The following is a 17,874-nucleotide window of genomic DNA, read 5'->3' as shown; positions in this document are numbered from 1 at the left end:
GTGGCCGTTGCCGGCCGGGCCGGGGGTCCGGCCGTGGTGGACCGTCCCGCCGAAGCGGTCCGGTCTGCGTCAGTGCGTGGCCGCGCGGGCCAGGTCGACGACCGCCTGCACGGTCTGGTCGAAGTCGAGGTCGGTGGAGTCGAGCGTCGTGACGCCGTCGGCGGCGTTCATGAAGTCGACGACCTTCGCGTCCGCCGCGTCGCGACGAGCGAGTGCTGCGGAGGTCTCGGCGGCCGACTGGGTCGTGACCTCTGCCGAGCGTCGGGCCATTCTAACGGACTCGTCGGCCGTCAGCAGGATCCGGACCTCGGCATCGGGTGCGACGACCGTGGTGATGTCCCGGCCCTCGGTGATGATGCCCGGGGCGTCGGTCTTCCGCATCACGTTCCGGAACAGCTGGACCAGGCGCTTCCGGACGTCCGGGAGCTTCGCGATGTGGGCGACCGCGCCGGTGACGTCGGGGGTGCGGATGGCCTCGGTCACGTCGGTCTCCCCCACCTTGACGTAGTAGTCGTCGGGGTCGGTGCCGATGGCGTAGTCGAAGGTGTCCCAGCTCGCCAGGATCGCCGCGGCGTCGTCGAGGTCGACCCGCTGCTGCAGGGCGTGCCACGCGAGTGCACGGTAGGCGGCGCCGGTGTCCTGGTAGCCGTAGCCCAGGGCGCGGGCTGCCGCACGGGAGACGCTCGACTTGCCGCTGCCGGCGGGGCCGTCGACCGCGATGACGATCTTCGCCACGTAGGCGCCGTCGGCCAGGCCGGACGGCATCGGGGCGCTGGTGGAGCCGGGCTCCCCGCCGGGTTCGCCGAGGCCGCCGGCCGGACCGCCGAGGGGGCCACCCTCAGCACCGCCGCGTGCCCCGTCGCCAGGAGTCGGGGTCGGCGTCGGCAGGCCGGAGTCGGGCCCGTCGGTCCCGCCGGCCGGAGCGCGTCCACTGATCACGCCGGAGTCGTTCGTGTCGTCGTTCAGGCCCATGCTGCTGCGATCCTCCATCCGCGCCCCTCGAGTTCCTCGACGAGTCGCTGTTCCTGCTCGGGCAGCACCGACACCTCGACGATGCCGATCTGTGCGCCCGGTGAGTGCTCGAGGCGCATGTCCTCGAGGTTGATGCCGATCTCCCCGATGAACGTCAGGAGTGCGGCGATCTGCCCGGGGGTGTCGTCGACCAGGACGACCACCTGGGCGAAGCGCTTGGTGGTGCCGTGCTTGCCGGGGAGTCGTTCGACCCCACGGTTGCCGTCGGCGATGGTCTCGGCGATGGTGCGGGGCGATCCGGCACCGTCCGGGTCGCCGAGCGCGTCGATCACGCGGGACAGGTCGTCGCGCAGGTCGGTGAGCACCGGCCGGATGTGCCCGGCGTTCGCAGCGATGATCTGCACCCAGAGACCGGGGTCGCTCGCGGCGATCCGGGTGACGTCGCGCACGCCGCCGCCGGCCAGGCCGAGCGACCCGTCGGGGGCATCCCGCAGGCGCGAGGCCATCAGCGTCGACACGAGCTGCGGCGCGTGCGAGACGTACGCGACGGCGAGGTCGTGCGACTCCGGGTCCATCGGCACGACGGTGGCGCCGACGTCGAGCGCGAGGTCCTCGACCACCGCGGCACGCTGGTACGTGATGCCGTCGTGCCCGGCGATCACCCAGGGGCGCCCGACGAACAGGTCGGCGCGGGCGGCGGTCGGACCGCTGCGCTCACGTCCGGCCATCGGGTGCGACCCGATGTAGCGGGAGACGTCGGCCCCGGCCGCCACCAGGGCAGCGAGCGGCCCGGACTTCACGCTGGCGACGTCCGTCACCACGGCGTCGGGGTGGGCGGCGAGCTCGCGCTCCACCACGGTCGCGACGACGTCCGGCGGCACCGCGACGACGACGAGCTCCGGCTGGTCGCCGGCGGCGGGTCGACGCCCGGCGCCGTAGTCCACGGCGAGCGCCAGCGCGGCGGGCGAGACGTCGTCGAGGACGACGTCCACGCCCTTCTCGCGCAGGGCGAGACCGATCGAGGCGCCGAGCAACCCGGCACCGACGACCCGGACCGGGCCGCGCAGACGGCGGTCGATGTCGGTCGGGGTCACGTCGGTCACCGGGCAAGCCTACCGATCGAGGCTCGGGCATCGGTCGATGCCCGAGCGTCGGGGTCGGTCAGTCCGCCGACTCGTCCTCGTACTCGTCGTCGTCCTGGTCGAGGGCGACGTCGCGGTCGTCACGAGCGGACGGCTTCGCGTCACGGACGGTGCTGAGCAGCTTGCCCACCTCGACCGTGCCGAGCTCGCGCATCTTGCCCGGCGGCAGGCTGCCCAGGTGCAGCGGTCCGAACGACCGGCGGACGAGTTCGAGGACCGGGTGGTCGACGGCCTCGAGCATGCGACGGACGATGCGGTTGCGGCCGGAGTGCAGGGTGATCTCGACGAGCGACTCACCCCGCGAGGACTCGAGCAACCGCACCTTGTCGGCCTTGATCGGACCGTCCTCGAGCTCGACGCCCTCGGTCAGGCGCTGCACCACGGCGGGGTTCACGTTGCCGTGGACCTTCGCGATGTACGTCTTCTGCACGCCGAACGACGGGTGCGCGAGCACGTGTGCCAGGTCGCCGTCGTTCGTCAGGACGAGCAGCCCGGAGGTCTCGGCGTCGAGACGGCCGACGTTGAACAGACGCTCCTCGTAGCGGTCCACGAACTCGGTCAGGTCGCGGCGACCGCGCTCGTCCTGCAGGCTCGAGACGACACCGGTCGGCTTGTTCAGCACGATGTAGCGCCGCGACGAGTCGATCTGCACCGGCACGCCGTCGACGCTGATCGCGTCCTTCTCGGGGTCGACACGACGCCCGAGGGCGTCCACGACCTCACCGTTGACCGTCACGCGGCCCTCGACGATCAGGTTCTCCGCGACCCGGCGGGATGCCACGCCGGCAGCGGCGATCACCTTCTGCAGGCGCTCACCCTCTGCCTGGAGGCCCGGCTCGGCCCCGGCAGGAGCCGTTCCGTCCGCCGCGTCCCAGTCCTCGATGATCGGCCGTTCGGGCGTGCCCTCGGCCGGGTTGCCCCGGTCGTCGCGCTGCCCGCTCGGCTTCGGCGTGGTGCGGTCGCTGTTGCGGACACTCGTGGTGCCGCCGACGTAACGGCGTCCGTTGTGCCAGACGCGGCTCTGCTGGCCGTCGGGAGTCCGGCGGTCGTCGCGCCGGTCGTCGCGGGGAGCGGAGCTGCCACGGTCGTCGCGACCCCGGTACCCGCCACGGTCGTCAGGCGGTGCCGAAGCCCCACGGTCGTCGCGGCCGCGGTACCCGCCGCGGTCGTCACGCGGTGCCGAAGCCCCACGGTCGTCACGGCCGCGGTAGCCACCACGGTCATCACGCGGAGCGGAGTTGCCGCGGTACCCACCACGGTCGCCGCCACCGGAACGGTCGTCGCGACCCCGGTAGCCGCCACGGTCGTCCCGCGGGGCAGGAGCACCACGGTCGTCACGGCCGCGGTACCCACCACGGTCGTCACGAGGTGCCGAGTTGCCGCGGTACCCACCGCGGTCATCGCGTGGTGCCGAGCTCCCACGGTCGTCGCGACCCCGGTACCCGCCACGGTCGTCGCGCGGAGCCGAGCCACGATAGCCGCCGCGGTCGTCCCGCGGAGCCGAAGCCCCACGGTCGTCACGTCCGCGGTACCCACCACGGTCGTCACGCGGAGCCGAGTTGCCACGGTAGCCACCACGGTCACCGCCACCGGAACGGTCATCGCGACCCCGGTACCCACCACGGTCGTCACGCGGAGCCGAAGCCCCGCGGTACCCACCACGATCGCCACCCCGGTCGTCGCGCGGCGCGGAAGCCCCACGGTCGTCACGACCCCGGTAGCCGCCGCGGTCGTCACGCGGAGCGGAGTTCCCGCGGTAGCCACCACGGTCACCGCCACCGGAACGGTCGTCACGACCCCGGTACCCACCACGGTCGTCACGCGGAGCCGAGGCCCCGCGGTACCCGCCGCGGTCGCCGCCACGGTCGTCACGCGACGGGTACCCGCCACGGCGGTCGTCGTCACGCGGCGAGCGTGCGCCCCCGCGGTCGTCGCGACCGTACCCGCCGGAGCGGCCACCGGCACCGGAACCGGCCCCGCCGCGTCCGCCGGTCGGGCGGCCGGAGCGATCCGGGCCTCCTGAGCGTCCGTTGCGGTCGTCTCGGTCTCGGGGCGCGCCGCGCCCCCGGTCGTCAAACCCTGCCATCGGGGATCCCTTCGTTCTGCTCGAAGCCGTCCGCACCGTCGTCCAGGAGGGGCGAGATGAGCGGCAGCTCGTCGAGCGAGTTGATGCCGAGCTGCTGCAGGAGCAGGCCGGACGTGACGTAGTTGATGGCGCCGGTCTCGGCGTCGGTGAACGACTCCTCGATGAGGCCGCGTGCCACCAGGGTTCGGACGACGCCGTCGACGTTGACGGCGCGGATCGCAGCGATCTGCGAGCGGGTGATCGGCTGCTTGTAGGCGACGACCGCCAGGGTCTCGAGCGCGGCCTGCGACAGCCGCGAGGGGCGCTCGGCCTCGACGAACTGCTCGACCACGGGGTCCAGGTCGGTGCGGACGTAGAAGCGCCAGCCGCCACCGACCTCGCGCAGTTCGAAGCCACGACGGATCGTGCCGTCGACGCCGTCGAAGTCCGCGACCAGGCGGTCGATCGCCTGGCGGACGGCGGGGACGGGCGAACCGACCGCAGCACCGAGGGCGACGAGCGACTGTGGCTGGTCGGCGATCATCAGGATGGCCTCGAGCTGGCGGTCGATGGGGATGGCGGGGTGGGCCTCGGACGCGGCGCGCTCGTGGATCTCGTGCTCGATCGCGCGGGCGTCGGCCATCTCGTCGGCGCCGCCGGGTTCGGCGCTGGACGTGTCGTGCACGTCATCCGTCATAGTCGGCTCCCAGGTTCGCGAGGCTCTCGTCGGACCAGTCCTCGGCGGTCCACCGCAGTGTCAGCTCCCCGAGCGGCTCGAGCTGCTCGAACGAGATCGACGCGTTCCGGTACAGCTCGAGGATCGCGAGGAAGCGAGCCACCACGATACCCGTCTGGTCGACGCCCGCGACCAGTTCACGGAACGAGACGCCCTCACCATCACGGGTGCGGAGGATCGAGACGACGATCGCGGCCTGTTCGCGGATGCTGATGAGCGGGGCGTGCAGGTGGTCGAGGCCGACGGTCGGGATCTCCCGCGGGGCGAAGGCCAGCGCGGCCAGCGCGGCGAAGTCCTGCACCGACAGGGTCCAGACGAGTTCCGGCGTCCGCGCACGGAACCGCTCCTCGAGCCGGACGCTGCGGACGTGCCGGCGCGACTCGACGCCCCAGCGCTCCCCGAACCAGTCGGCGGCCTGCTTGAACGCCCGGTACTGCAGCAGTCGGGCGAACAGCAGGTCGCGGGCCTCGAGCAGGGCGACGTCCTCGGCGTCCACGAGCTCACCCTGGGGCAGCAGCCCGACGATCTTCAGGTCGAGCAGGGTCGCCGCGACGACCAGGAACTCACTGGCCTCGTCGAGCTCGTCGGCGGACTCGGCCTGCCGGACGTACTGGATGAACTCCCCCGTCACGGCACCGAGCGACACCTCGGTGATGTCGAGCTCGTGCTTCGTGATGAGCGACAGCAGGAGGTCGAACGGTCCGTCGAAGTTGGCAAGCCGGACCCGGAACCCCGCGTCAGGCGACGGCGCCACGCTGGACGAGCTCTCGTGCGAGCTGCCGGTAGGCGTGGGCGGCAGGGTGGTCCGGCGCGGTCTGCGTGATCGGGCGCGCGGACACCGTGGCGTCCGGGAACTTCACGGTGCGGCCGATGACGGTGTCGAGCACGCGGTCGTCGAAGGTGTCGACGACCCGCTCCATGACCTCGCGGGAGTGCAGTGTGCGCGAGTCGTACATGGTCGCCAGGATGCCGTCGAGCTTGAGCGCCGGGTTGAGGCGGTCGCGCACCTTGTCGATCGTCTCGATGAGCAGGGCGACACCGCGGAGCGCGAAGAACTCGCACTCGAGCGGGATGAGCACGCCGTGCGCCGCGGTCAGGGCGTTCACGGTGAGCAGGCCGAGCGACGGCTGGCAGTCGACCAGGATCACGTCGTAGTCGTTCGCGACCTTGCGCAGCACGCTCGCCAGGATCTGCTCGCGGGCGACCTCGTTGACCAGGTGCACCTCGGCCGCGGACAGGTCGATGTTCGCCGGGATGACGTCGAGGCCGGGGGTGTTCGTCGGCTGGATGACCTGGTTCGGGTCCTTCACGGCACCCATCAGCAGGTCGTACACGGTGTGGATGTCGTGCGTCCGGACCCCGAGGCCAGCGGACAGCGCACCCTGCGGGTCGAAGTCGACGGCCAGGACCTTGCGGCCGTACTCGGCGAGCGCGGCGCCCAGGTTGATGGCCGTCGTGGTCTTGCCCACGCCGCCCTTCTGGTTGCAGAGCGCGATGATGCGGGCGGGTCCGGTGCTGTCGAGCTCCTCGGGCACGGGGAAGTCCCGGACGGGACGCCCCGTCGGACCGTGGGTGGTCGCGCCGGTGGGGTTGGTCGTCGGGTTCGGGCTCACCCCGTCATCGTACCGGCGACCTCGGGCTGGGCCGGGTCGCACCGCCGCGGGACCGCTGCGCCGCTGGCTGGCAGCCTGGCCGCGGGCGCTGCCGCTGCGCTGTTGCTGCTGCTGCGCTGTTGCTGTTGCTCGTCAGGCAGCGCGCAGGGCGACGCGCATGCTGTCGACCCGCTCGGCGATCACGGGGTCGGTCGACCACCGCTGCTGCAGCCGGCCGACGAGCTCGCCGACCTGCTCTCGGTCGAGCCCCGGGTGCAGCGCCAGGCCCACCGTCAGCTCCGGCCCGGCGAACCGGCCGACCGGGTCGCCCGGCGCGAGTTCGACACGGGCGACGCTGGACTCCCCCTCGACCGACGCGGCGAACGCGCGGGCCACGTCGGGGTCCTCGAAGCACGGGGCCCACGGCAGGTCCTGCCCGAGCGCCCACACCGCCGGACGACGCAGCACGAACTCGGTCGGCGACTTCGGGTCGAGCACGACGAGCTGGGTGTCCTCGCTCGCCGCGGCCATCGCCACACGGCGGGACTCCACCGGGACCGGGCGCGCGTCCGGGTCCCACGCGTGCATGGCGTCGACCGAGGTGAACGCCGGCATGACGCTGCGACCGTCCGGACCGGCGACCGTCACGATCGAGAGTTCCTGGGTCTTGTCGACGAGCTTGCCCTCGTCGGTCTCCCCCACGTCGCCGGCCTCGGCGATGAGCGGGATGAGCAGGCGGGCGGTGCGGAGCGCCTCGACGATCGCCGCCTGCGAGGCACCGCCGGCGAGCGCGCCGATCGCGGCGACCACCGCGGGGTCGGCGAGTCCGTCGTCCTCGGCGAACGCGGTGTCGTGGTGGTCGAACGTGCGGCCTTCCCACGAGAAGCCCGCCGAGTCCGCGGCCCCACCGGGGGTGTGCGCGTCGTCGGCGTCGGGTCCGGTGCCACGGCCGTTCGAGATGCCCGCCACGGCGTTACTCGGAGGCGATGTCGAGTGCGGCCGGCAGCGTGAACGCCCCGGAGTACAGCGCCTTGCCGATGATCGCGCCCTCGAGCCCGTACGGCACGAGTTCGCGGAGCGCACGGAGGTCGTCGAGCGTGGAGATCCCGCCCGAGGCCACCACGGGCTGGTCGGTCCGGTCGCACACCTGGCGGAGCAGTTCGACGTTCGGCCCCTGCAGCGTGCCGTCCTTGGTGACGTCGGTCACCACGTAGCGGGCACACCCGGCGGCTTCCAGCCGGTCGAGCACCTCCCACAGGTCACCGGCGTCCTCGGTCCAGCCGCGGCTCGAGAGCGTGGTGCCGCGGACGTCCAGCCCGACCGCGATCTGCTCGCCGTACTCACCGATCACACGGGCGGCCCAGTCGGGGTTCTCGAGCGCCGCGGTGCCGAGGTTCACGCGTGCCGCACCGGTCGCCAGTGCCGCTTCGAGCGAGGCGTCGTCACGGATGCCGCCGGACAGCTCGACGGAGACGCCCTCGACCTCGCGGACGGCGTGCGCGATCACCCGGCGGTTGTCGCCACGGCCGAACGCCGCGTCGAGGTCGACGAGGTGGATCCACTCGGCGCCCTGGTCACGCCAGGTCCGGGCAGCGGCGACGGGGTCGCCGTAGCCGGTCTCGCTCCCCGCCTCGCCCTGCGTGAGTCGCACGGCCTGTCCGTCGACGACGTCGACCGCCGGCAGCAGGACGAGGGGCGGGGTGTCGGTGAGGTCGGTCATGGTCCTGTCGGTTTCGTTGCGGTGGAGAAGAGGCTGCGGACGGCCGGGAGGCCCGGTGCGCGTCCGGCACGGCCGTCGCGCCCGGCGCCGGCCGGGTTCAGAGCGAACGCACCCAGTTGGAGAGCAGGCGGATGCCCGGCTCGCCGGACTTCTCGGGGTGGAACTGCGTGGCGGTGAGCGGTCCGTTCTCGACCGCGGCGATGAACGGCTGCCCGTGCTCGGCCCACGTCAGACGGGGCTCACGGAACGGCCCGTAGGCCTCGAGTGGGAAGTCGGTCACGCCGTAGGAGTGCACGAAGTAGAAACGCTCGTCGTGCAGCCCGTCGAACAGCACGGAGTCCTCGGGGGCCTGCACGGTGTTCCAGCCCATGTGCGGCAGCACCTCGGCCTGGATCTCCTGCACGGTGCCGGGCCACTGGCCGAGCCCTTCGACGTCGGCACCACGCTCGATGCCGCGCGAGAACAGGACCTGCATGCCGACGCAGATGCCGAGCACGGGTCGCCCGCCGGCCAGACGGTGGTCGACGATCTCGCCGCCTTGAACGCCCTCGAGCTGGTCGATCACGGCGGCAAACGCGCCGACGCCGGGGACGAGCAGGCCGTCGGCCTTGAGCGCCGCCTGCTTGTCGGAGGTCAGCGTGACGTCGGCCCCGGCGCGCTCGAGCGCCTTGGCGGCGGAGTGGACGTTGCCCGACCCGTAGTCGAGGACGACGACGTTCGGCTTGGCGGCGGTCACAGGGCGCCCTTCGTCGAGGGGATGCCGTCGACGCGCGGGTCCAGTTCGACCGCCTTGCGCATGGCTCGGGCGAACGCCTTGAACTCGGCTTCGGCGATGTGGTGGGGGTCCCGGCCCTCGAGCACGCGGACATGGACGGTGATGCCGGCGTTGAACGTGATCGCCTCGAACACGTGGCGGACCATCGAGCCGGTGAAGTGGCCGCCGATGCGGTGGAACTCGAAGCCCGCGGGCTCGCCGGAGTGCACGAGGAACGGACGCCCGGAGACATCGACGACAGCCTGGGCCAGCGCTTCGTCGAGCGGGACCAGGGCGTCGCCGTACCGGCCGATGCCGGAGCGGTCCCCGAGGGCCTGCTTGATCGCCTGTCCGAGCACGATGCCGGTGTCCTCGACCGTGTGGTGCACGTCGATGTCGGTGTCGCCCGTCGAGCGCACCCGCAGGTCGATCAGGGAGTGCTTGCTGAACGCGGTCAGCATGTGGTCGAAGAACGGGACGGAGGTCGAGATCGACGAGGTCCCGGTGCCGTCCAGGTCGAGCTCGAGTTCGACACTCGATTCGCTCGTCGAACGGCTGATCGAGGCGGTGCGGGCGGTCATGCCTCAACCCTAACCGGCGGCTGCTCGGCGGCGACCTGCCGCATGGCGTCGAGGAACGCGGTCGTCTCGGCCTCGGTTCCCGCGCTCACCCGCAGGTGGTTCGGGATCCCGAGGTCGCGCACGATGACGTCACGCTCGAGGAGCGCTCCGAACGCGGCGTTCGGGTCGGCCACACCACCGAACAGGACGAAGTTCGACCAGGTCTCGTAGGTGCGGTACCCCATGGCCTGGAGCTCGGTGACCATGCGGTCGCGCTGCCCCTTGATGTCGTCGACCATCGCCAGCATCTCGGGGGCGTGCCGGAGTGCCGCGACCGCCGCCGCCTGGGTCAGCGCGGACAGGTGGTACGGCAGCCGGACGAGCCGGACGGCGTCGACGACGGCCGGGTGCGCGGCCATGTACCCGACCCGGGCACCGGCGAACGCGAACGCCTTGCTCATGGTGCGGGAGACCACGAGGCGCTCACGACCGGGCAGCAGCGTGAGGGCGCTCGGAGCGTCGGACGGCATGAACTCGGCGTACGCCTCGTCCACCATCACGATGCCGTCGGTCGCGTCGTAGGCGGCCGCGATCGTCTCGATGTCGAGCGGGGTGCCCGTCGGGTTGTTCGGCCCGCACAGGAACACGATGTCCGGCTGGTGCGCACGGATGGCCGCCACGACGGTCTCGGGCGAGATGCGGAACTCGTCGTCCCGCTGGGCCGGGATCCACGTGGTGCCGGTGCCCGACGCGAGGATCGAGTGCATCGAGTAGGTGGGCGGGAACCCGAGCACCGAGCGACCGGGCCCACCGAACGCCTGGAGGAGCTGCTGCAACACCTCGTTGGACCCGTTCGCCGCCCAGAGCTGCTCGGCGGTCAGCTCGTGCCCGAGGTAGTCGGCAAGGGACTGCCGGAGCTCGGTGAACTCGCGGTCCGGGTACCGGTTGACCGTCAGCAGGGCCTGCCGGATCGACTCGACGATGTCCGCAGCGACGTCGTCCGGAACCGGATGCGTGTTCTCGTTGACGTTGAGCTGCACACGGACGTGCTTCTGCGGAGCGCCGTAGGGGCTCTGCCCGCGCAGGTCGTCTCGGATCGGGAGGTCTTCGAGCGTGAATGCCACCGATCCATCGTAGGCCGCTGTCACCGTGCGACGACCAGCCGTCTGGACGGCGTTGCCCGAGTGGCTACTCGCCGTCGGTGTACTTGGTGGGGATGGCGATCTCTTCGCCGGCCTGCAGCGCGGAGCCGTCGAGCGCGTTGAGGCTCACGACGTCCTGCACGAAGTCGCGCGGGTCCGAGTCGGGGGCCGTCTGCTCGGCGAGCTGCCAGAGCGTCTCGCCCGGCTGGATCGTCACGGTCTCGAACTGGGTGCGAGCGCCGCCGGCGGTGGCGTCACCGGCGGAGGCCTGTCCACCGTTCAGCACGCCGAGCGCGACGACGATGAGGAGCGGGAGCGCGGCGAGCGTCGTGAAGACGATACGGCCGCGACGCGTCAGACGCAGGCGGGTACGCACGGCGGGCGCCGCGGTGCGCTGGATGTCAGCGATGGCGATGGTGCTCATGTCGTTCTTGCCTTCCCGTTCGGTGGAACCGAAGTCGTGTACCGAACATAGTTTCGAATCAGACGACGCACAAGTCCTCGGAGGAGATTTGTACGGGGTTTTCTTGCGACACGCTCGAACAGGTGTTTGTCCGGCCCTGGCTGGTCGGATACTGTTTCGATCGACTGGCACAAGCCTGACGGGGACCACCGACATTCCCGCCGCGGCCGGACCGGCACCGACGAAAGCGAGACGACGTGGTGGACGAACTGCGGGGCCAGAAGCCGCTGACGCCGAAGCAGCAGGCGATCTTCGACGCGATCCGTGCGTCGATCGCCTCACGGGGCTACCCGCCGAGCATGCGCGAGATCGGCGACGCCGCCGGGCTCTCCTCGCTCTCCAGCGTCTCCCACCAGCTCGGCCAGCTCGAGCTCGGTGGCTGGATCCGCCGCGACCCGAACCGTCCACGCGCGCTCGAGGTCCTGGTCGACGAGCCGTCGTCCGACGTCGGCGGCCCGGACATCGACGCCACCACGCTCGTGCCGCTCGTCGGCCGGATCGCCGCCGGTGTCCCGATCACCGCCGAGCAGCACGTCGACGAGATCATCCCGCTCCCCCGACAGCTCGTCGGCACCGGCGAGCTCTTCATGCTCAAGGTCGTCGGTGAGTCGATGATCGACGCCGCGATCTGCGACGGCGACTGGGTCGTCGTGCGGTCGCAGCAGACTGCCGAGAACGGTGACATCGTCGCAGCCATGCTCGACGAAGAGGCGACGGTCAAGGTCTTCCGCCAGCGCGACGGTCACACGTGGCTGCTGCCGCGCAACTCCGCCTTCGAGCCGATCCTCGGCGACGCCGCCTCGGTCCTCGGCAAGGTCGTCGCGGTCCTCCGCTCCCTCTGACAGCGGCCCGCGCTGCACCGGCGCGAGACTCCGTCGTCAGCGCACGAAACCCCTCGTACGACGCCCCCCTGCACGACGAAACGCCGCCGGATTCGGCGGCGTTTCGTGTGTTCCGGGGCGTCTCGGTGACGCGACGGCGTCCGGCGGACCCGTGACGGGCCTCCAGGCCGCGCGGCAGCGCTCTCCAGCGCCCGCCGGGGCCGAGCGTCAGACCGTCGGGACCGGCGTGACCACGTAGGGCTCGAGCTCGGCGACCTGCCGCTGGAAGACGCGCACCCGCAGGCGCGTGCCGTCCTCGACGTAGTCGACGGACTCGACCGAGCCGGTGTCGTGCAGCGACGACACCAGGTCGCCGCGGTCGTACGGCACCACGATCGTCAGGTCGACGTCGGGCTCGGGCAGGCGGTCCTCGATGACGCCGAGGAGCTCCGGGATGCCCTCACCGGTGCGTGCCGACACGAACACCGCGTCCGGCACGAGTCCGATGAGCACCAGACGCTGCGCGTCGTCGATCAGGTCGGCCTTGTTGAAGACGACGATCTCCGGGATGTCACCCGCACCGACGTCGCCGATGACCTCGCGCACGGTGGACAGCTGCGCCCCGGGGTCGGGGTGCGAGCCGTCGACCACGTGCACGATGACGTCGGCGTCGCCGACCTCTTCGAGGGTGGAGCGGAAGGCCTCGACGAGCTGGTGCGGCAGGTTGCGTACGAAGCCGACCGTGTCGACGAACGTGAACTCCCGGCCCTTGGCGCTCTCGGTCCGACGGACGGTGGCGTCCAGCGTCGCGAAGAGCTGGTTCTGCACGAGCACACCCGCGCTCGTGAGCCGGTTCAAGAGCGACGACTTGCCGGCGTTGGTGTAGCCCGCGATCGCGACGCTCGGCACCTCGTTGCGGTTGCGCTCGGCACGCTTGGCCTCACGGGCCGGGGTGAACCCGGCGATCTGCCGGCGGAGCTTCGCCATCCGCGTGTGGATCTTGCGGCGGTCGAGCTCCATCTTCGTCTCGCCGGGGCCACGAGAGCCCATGCCAGCACCTCCGGAGACCTGGCCACCGGCCTGCCGGGACATCGAGTCACCCCAACCGCGAAGTCGCGGCAGCAGGTACTGCAGCTGGGCGAGTTCGACCTGCGCCTTGCCCTCGCGGGTCTTCGCGTGCTGGCTGAAGATGTCGAGGATCACGGCCGTGCGGTCGATGACCTTCACCTTCACGACGTCCTCGAGCGCACGACGCTGCGAGGGTGCGAGTTCGGTGTCGGCGATGACCGTGTCGGCGCCGGTGGCCTTGACGACCATCGCGAGCTCCTGGGCTTTGCCCTTGCCCAGGTAGGTTGCCGGGTCCGGGTTCGGCCGACGCTGGAGGAGCCCGTCGAGCACCACGGCGCCCGCGGTCTCGGCGAGTGCCGCGAGCTCGCGGAGCGAGTTCTCGGCGTCCGAGGCGTCGCCCTGGGGGTACACGCCGATGAGGACGACCTGCTCGAGCCGCAGCTGGCGGTACTCGACCTCGGTGACGTCCTCGAGTTCGGTGGAGAGGCCGGCGACACGGCGCAGCGCCGCACGGTCCTCACGGTCGTACTGGTCGCCGTCGCCGGTCCAGCTGCGGTCGTCGACCGACTGCGTCTGGATGGCCTGAGCGGGTGCGAAGATGGACGATGCTGCGCGGTGGTCTGCGTTGCGCAACACCCTCTCGACGACACCGTCTGCGCTGTCGTCGTTGGTCTGGTGGTTCTGCTGATGGGTATCCGTCATCCTGTGCACAGGCTACCTCCGCAGGCCCTCCGACACACTCGGTTGCCGGTACGGTTCATCCATGGCGAACGACCACTACTTCTCGGCCACCCCCGAGAGCGAACTCCGGCCGCGCCAGGTGCACGTCACGCTCGCCGGTCAGCCCCTCACCCTGTCGACCGCGTCGGGGGTCTTCAGCCCCGACGGCGTCGACCGCGGCACGAAGGTCCTGCTCGGTTCGGTGCCGGCACCGGCTGCCGACGGCGCCCTGCTCGACATCGGCTGCGGCTGGGGCCCGATCGCGATCACCATGGCCCTGCAGTCCCCCGACGCCCACGTGTGGGGCGTCGACGTCAACGAGCGGGTGCTCGGGCTCGCGCGCGCCAACGCGGCTGCTGCCGGGGCGTCGAACGTCACGATCGCGCTGCCCGACGACGTCCCGGCCGACCTGCGCTTCCGCACGATCTGGTCGAACCCGCCGATCCGTGTCGGCAAGGACGAGCTGCACCAGATCCTGCTGACGTGGCTGCCCCGGCTCGAGGTCGGGGGCGACGCCTGGCTCGTCGTGTCGAAGGACCTCGGGGGCGACTCGTTGCAGAAGTGGCTCGTCGGGGCGCTCGGCTCGGGTTTTGCCGTCACGCGGGAGTCGACGGCCAAGGGCTTCCGCGTCATCCGGGTGCGCCGCAGCGCGTAGCGAGCGAGCGCGAGCGCGAGCGCGCACATCGTGAGCACAAATGGTCGGGTCGCCGCTGGGCACCCGACCATTTCTGCTCACGAAGCGACACGGGGCGAAGCGCGCCGCGCGCCGCGTCAGACCGTCAGGTCGCCCGAGAACACGAGTTCGGCGGGACCGGACAACGACACGTGCTCGCCGTCCTCGGTCGCCGTCATCCGCACCGTCAGCAGCCCGCCCGGCACCCGCACGCGCCAGGTGTCCGGCGCCCCAGCACCGACCCAGTACCGCGTGGCGAGGGCCGCCGCGACCGCCCCGGTGCCGCACGAGAGCGTCTCACCGCTCCCCCGCTCGTGCACCCGCATCGTGATCTCGCCGACACCGTCCTTGATGAGGGGGTCGCCGGGCAGCACGAACTCGACGTTCGCACCGTGTTCCGGTGCCGGGTCGAGCACCGGCAGGAAGGTGAGGTCGAGGTCGGCCAGTTCGTCCTCGGTCTCGACGGCGACGACCACGTGCGGGTTGCCCACGTCGATGCCGATGCCGGGCCGCGCCCCGTCGAGGTTCTTGGCCCGGACGAGCACGTCGTCGGAACCACCGCCCTCGATGCCCAGGCCCCAGCGGCCGAGGTCGGCGGCGAACCCGTTCGTGGTGCGCTGGATGTCGACCAGCCCCTTGCGGCTCCCGACGGTGAGCGTCTCGCCGGGAGCAAGCTCGACCAGGCCGGACTCGGTCAGGTACCGGGCGAACACGCGGATGCCGTTGCCGCACATCTCCGCGACCGTGCCGTCGGCGTTGTGGTAGTCCATGAACCACGTCGCCTCGGGCTCGACGGCCACGAGCGCACGCCCCTCGGGGATCGCCTCGGACCGCACCGCGCGGATCACGCCGTCGCCGCCCACGCCGAAGCGTCGGTCCGCGATGGCGCGGATCCGCTCGGGGGTCAGGTCGACGGTGGCGTCGGGGTCGGCGAACAGGACGAAGTCGTTGCCGGTCCCCTGGCCCTTGGTGAAGTGCAGCTCGGTCACGGCACGATCCTACGGGCCAGTTCCGACAGGTCGCCGCGGTCCGCACCGGTGACGTCGAGCGTCTCGGCATCGGCGTACCGGCGGAACCACGACACCTGCCGCCGGGCGTACTTCCGGGTCGCGATGCCGGTCGCCTCGACCGCCTGCTCGCGGGTCGACGTGCCGGCGAGCACCTCGAGCGCCTGCGAGTACCCGATGGCGCCGCGCGCGGTCCTGCCCTGCTCGAGTCCCTGCTCGCGGAGCGCCGCGACCTCGTCGACGAGTCCGGCCTCGAACATCCGCGCGGCCCGCTCGTGCAGCGCCGACACGAGCTGCTCGCGGTCACGCCGCAGGTGCAGGATCCGGGACGGTCGCCAGACGCGGGGCGCGGCCGGGAGGCTCGGGGTCACGACCTCGGATCGGCTCGCGATCTCGAGTGCACGGATCAACCGCCGTGGGTTGCGTGCGTCGATCGTCGCGGCGGCCGCCGGGTCGAGGGCGCGGAGTCGCTCGAGCAGGATGCCCGGGCCGAGCTCCTCGTGCTCGCGCTCGAGCTGCGCACGGAGCGCGGGGTCGGTGCCCGGGAACGCCAGGTCGAACAGCACCGCGGAGACGTAGAGGCCGCTGCCGCCCACGAGGACGGCCACGCCACCGTCGGCCTGGATCCGGTCGACGTCGGCCCGGGCGGCGACCTGGTACGCGGCGACGCTCGCCTCGTCGGTGACGTCGAGCGCGTCGAGCTGGTGGTGTGGGATGCCGTGCCGTTCGGCTGGCGGGAGCTTCGCGGTACCGATGTCCATGCCCCGGTACAGCTGCATGGCGTCGGCGTTGATGATCTCCGCGGGGCGGCCGGCAGCACGCAGCCGCGCTGCGATCGAGATGCCGAGGTCGGACTTCCCGGTGCCCGTCGCCCCGACCACCGCGATCAGGTCGGCAGTGGCAGCCGCAGTGGCACCGGCACCGGCACCGGCGGGCAGCAGGTCAGCGCCCGACACGGAGCGTGGGCAGCCCGAGCGAGACCGGACGGGGCCGGTCGCCGGCGGCGGCAGCGGGCGTGGTCACGCCGCAGCTCTCGGCCTGCGCGCGGTCCCAGGCGTCACCGGCCCGGGTGCGTCGGATGCGCAACGGAGCGTCGTCGTCGGCGAGCAGGAAGTGCGGTGCGGCACGGGTGATGTCGACGGTGACCACGTCGCCCGGGCGCGGGAGCTCGGACCCGGAGGGCACGGTGAAGTGCACGAGCCGGGAGTCCTCCGCGCGTCCGGAGAGCCGACGGGTGGCGTCGTCCTTGCGGCCTTCACCGGAGGCGACGAGCACCTCGACGCTCCAGCCGACCTGCAGCGCGTTCTCCTCCGCGGTGATGCGTTCCTGCAGGGCGACGAGTCGCTCGTAGCGCTCCTGCACGATGTGCTTCGGCAGCTGGTCGTCCATCGTCGCCGCCGGCGTGCCCGGGCGGATCGAGTACTGGAACGTGAACGCCGAGGCGAACCGTGCCTGCTCGACGACGCGCAGGGTGTCCTCGAAGTCGGCGTCGGTCTCGCCGGGGAACCCGACGATGATGTCGGTGGAGATCGCCGCGTTCGGGATCTTCGCGCGGACGCGGTCGAGGATGCCGAGGAACCGCTCGCTGCGGTAGCTCCGGCGCATGGCCTTGAGCACCCGGTCGGAGCCCGACTGCAGCGGCATGTGCAGCTGGGGCATCACGTTCGGGGTCTCGGCCATCGCGTCGATGACGTCGTCGGTGAAGGCCGCCGGGTGCGGGCTCGTGAAGCGGACGCGCTCGAGCCCTTCGATGGTGCCGGTGGCCCGCAGCAGCTTGCCGAACGCCTGTCGGTCACCGAACTCGACCCCGTAGGAGTTCACGTTCTGCCCGAGCAGCGTGACCTCGATCGCGCCGTCGTCGACGAGCGCCTGGATCTCGGCCAGGACGTCACCGGGACGGCGGTCCTTCTCCTTGCCGCGGAGCGAGGGGACGATGCAGAACGTGCAGGTGTTGTTGCAGCCCACCGAGATCGAGACCCAGCCGCTGTGCGTCGAGTCGCGCTTGGTGGGCAGCGTCGACGGGAAGACGTCGAGTGCCTCGAGTATCTCGATCTGCGCCTCGTCGTTGTGCCGCGCCCGCTCGAGCAGGGTCGGCAGCGACCCCATGTTGTGCGTACCGAAGACGACGTCGACCCACGGCGCCTTCTCGAGGATGACGTTCTTGTCCTTCTGCGCCAGGCACCCGCCGACGGCGATCTGCATGCCGGGGTGCTCGCGCTTGATCCCCGCGAGCTGACCGAGGTTGCCGTAGAGACGGTTGTCCGCGTTCTCGCGCACCGCGCAGGTGTTGATGACGACGACGTCGGCCTGCGCACCATCCGCCGCGATGTAGCCCGCGGCCTGCAACGACCCGCTCAACCGCTCGGAGTCGTGCACGTTCATCTGGCACCCGTAGGTGCGGACTTCGTAGGTGCGGGGGCGCGCTTCGACGGTGGCCAT

The 17,874-nt window shown here is 71.6% G+C and carries 18 protein-coding genes; 2 read left to right on the top strand and 16 right to left on the bottom strand.

Annotation, left to right across the window (positions count from 1 at the left end):
* Positions 1 to 69: 69 nt before the first annotated feature.
* The 12 genes from cmk to ACZZ9K_RS16400 all read right to left on the bottom strand — a co-directional run bounded on the left by cmk (position 70) and on the right by ACZZ9K_RS16400 (position 11,107).
* Complete coding sequence (gene cmk / locus ACZZ9K_RS16455; RefSeq protein WP_051596569.1) at positions 70 to 765, bottom strand: (d)CMP kinase; 696 nt, start codon at positions 763 to 765, stop codon at positions 70 to 72.
* A 197-nt stretch (positions 766 to 962) separates the two neighbouring features.
* Positions 963 to 2,075: a prephenate dehydrogenase gene (locus tag ACZZ9K_RS16450; RefSeq protein WP_463444610.1), complete on the bottom strand. Its 1,113-nt coding sequence runs from the start codon at positions 2,073 to 2,075 to the stop codon at positions 963 to 965.
* Between the two features lie 58 nt (positions 2,076 to 2,133).
* Entirely contained in the window at positions 2,134 to 2,922 is a 789-nt protein-coding gene (locus ACZZ9K_RS16445) for a pseudouridine synthase (RefSeq protein ID WP_228501111.1), read from the bottom strand.
* A gap of 1,264 nt (positions 2,923 to 4,186) precedes the next feature.
* Entirely contained in the window at positions 4,187 to 4,876 is a 690-nt protein-coding gene (gene scpB, locus ACZZ9K_RS16440; RefSeq protein ID WP_463444609.1) for an SMC-Scp complex subunit ScpB, read from the bottom strand.
* Complete coding sequence (locus tag ACZZ9K_RS16435) at positions 4,866 to 5,669, bottom strand: segregation and condensation protein A (protein ID WP_171907825.1); 804 nt, start codon at positions 5,667 to 5,669, stop codon at positions 4,866 to 4,868. The genes scpB and ACZZ9K_RS16435 overlap by 11 nt, the downstream gene beginning before the upstream one ends.
* Positions 5,653 to 6,528, bottom strand: coding sequence for a ParA family protein (locus ACZZ9K_RS16430; RefSeq protein ID WP_017885900.1), 876 nt, complete (start codon positions 6,526 to 6,528; stop codon positions 5,653 to 5,655). The genes ACZZ9K_RS16435 and ACZZ9K_RS16430 overlap by 17 nt, the downstream gene beginning before the upstream one ends.
* 132 nt (positions 6,529 to 6,660) lie before the next feature.
* Positions 6,661 to 7,476, bottom strand: coding sequence for an SseB family protein (locus ACZZ9K_RS16425; protein ID WP_111057442.1), 816 nt, complete (start codon positions 7,474 to 7,476; stop codon positions 6,661 to 6,663).
* Positions 7,477 to 7,480: 4 nt separating this feature from the next.
* A complete protein-coding gene (priA, locus tag ACZZ9K_RS16420; protein WP_017885902.1) occupies positions 7,481 to 8,227 on the bottom strand; it encodes a bifunctional 1-(5-phosphoribosyl)-5-((5-phosphoribosylamino)methylideneamino)imidazole-4-carboxamide isomerase/phosphoribosylanthranilate isomerase PriA in 747 nt (248 codons plus the stop codon).
* Between the two features lie 97 nt (positions 8,228 to 8,324).
* Entirely contained in the window at positions 8,325 to 8,963 is a 639-nt protein-coding gene (gene hisH / locus ACZZ9K_RS16415; RefSeq protein WP_463444608.1) for an imidazole glycerol phosphate synthase subunit HisH, read from the bottom strand.
* Entirely contained in the window at positions 8,960 to 9,562 is a 603-nt protein-coding gene (gene hisB / locus ACZZ9K_RS16410) for an imidazoleglycerol-phosphate dehydratase HisB (protein ID WP_027464776.1), read from the bottom strand. Before hisB ends, hisH begins: the two co-directional genes overlap by 4 nt.
* A complete protein-coding gene (locus tag ACZZ9K_RS16405) occupies positions 9,559 to 10,665 on the bottom strand; it encodes a histidinol-phosphate transaminase (protein ID WP_463444607.1) in 1,107 nt (368 codons plus the stop codon). Before ACZZ9K_RS16405 ends, hisB begins: the two co-directional genes overlap by 4 nt.
* A gap of 64 nt (positions 10,666 to 10,729) precedes the next feature.
* The gene (locus tag ACZZ9K_RS16400; RefSeq protein ID WP_110859282.1) at positions 10,730 to 11,107 is read right to left on the bottom strand and encodes a LysM peptidoglycan-binding domain-containing protein; all 378 of its coding nucleotides are present in this window, start codon (positions 11,105 to 11,107) and stop codon (positions 10,730 to 10,732) included.
* 236 nt (positions 11,108 to 11,343) lie between these two features.
* Here ACZZ9K_RS16400 and lexA point away from each other — a divergent pair, with 236 nt between their 5' ends.
* The gene (lexA, locus tag ACZZ9K_RS16395; protein WP_027464773.1) at positions 11,344 to 11,988 is read left to right on the top strand and encodes a transcriptional repressor LexA; all 645 of its coding nucleotides are present in this window, start codon (positions 11,344 to 11,346) and stop codon (positions 11,986 to 11,988) included.
* A gap of 207 nt (positions 11,989 to 12,195) precedes the next feature.
* On the opposite strand, the gene hflX is transcribed toward lexA, so the two are convergent.
* On the bottom strand, positions 12,196 to 13,737 hold the full coding sequence (gene hflX, locus ACZZ9K_RS16390; protein ID WP_111054278.1) for a GTPase HflX: 1,542 nt from the start codon (positions 13,735 to 13,737) through the stop codon (positions 12,196 to 12,198).
* A 61-nt stretch (positions 13,738 to 13,798) separates the two neighbouring features.
* Here hflX and ACZZ9K_RS16385 point away from each other — a divergent pair, with 61 nt between their 5' ends.
* A complete protein-coding gene (locus ACZZ9K_RS16385) occupies positions 13,799 to 14,410 on the top strand; it encodes a class I SAM-dependent methyltransferase (RefSeq protein ID WP_463444606.1) in 612 nt (203 codons plus the stop codon).
* Positions 14,411 to 14,526: 116 nt separating this feature from the next.
* Here the strand turns inward: ACZZ9K_RS16385 and dapF are convergent, their stop codons facing one another.
* Genes dapF through miaB form a run of 3 tightly spaced genes read right to left on the bottom strand, consistent with a single transcriptional unit; the run spans position 14,527 to position 17,874 of the window.
* A complete protein-coding gene (gene dapF, locus ACZZ9K_RS16380) occupies positions 14,527 to 15,417 on the bottom strand; it encodes a diaminopimelate epimerase (protein ID WP_027464770.1) in 891 nt (296 codons plus the stop codon).
* The gene (miaA, locus tag ACZZ9K_RS16375; protein WP_463444605.1) at positions 15,414 to 16,391 is read right to left on the bottom strand and encodes a tRNA (adenosine(37)-N6)-dimethylallyltransferase MiaA; all 978 of its coding nucleotides are present in this window, start codon (positions 16,389 to 16,391) and stop codon (positions 15,414 to 15,416) included. The genes dapF and miaA overlap by 4 nt, the downstream gene beginning before the upstream one ends.
* The gene (gene miaB / locus ACZZ9K_RS16370; RefSeq protein WP_463444604.1) at positions 16,378 to 17,874 is read right to left on the bottom strand and encodes a tRNA (N6-isopentenyl adenosine(37)-C2)-methylthiotransferase MiaB; all 1,497 of its coding nucleotides are present in this window, start codon (positions 17,872 to 17,874) and stop codon (positions 16,378 to 16,380) included. Before miaB ends, miaA begins: the two co-directional genes overlap by 14 nt.

The organism is Curtobacterium sp. AC268 (genome assembly GCF_979258745.1).
This window is presented reverse-complemented; position numbering and strand designations above follow the sequence as displayed.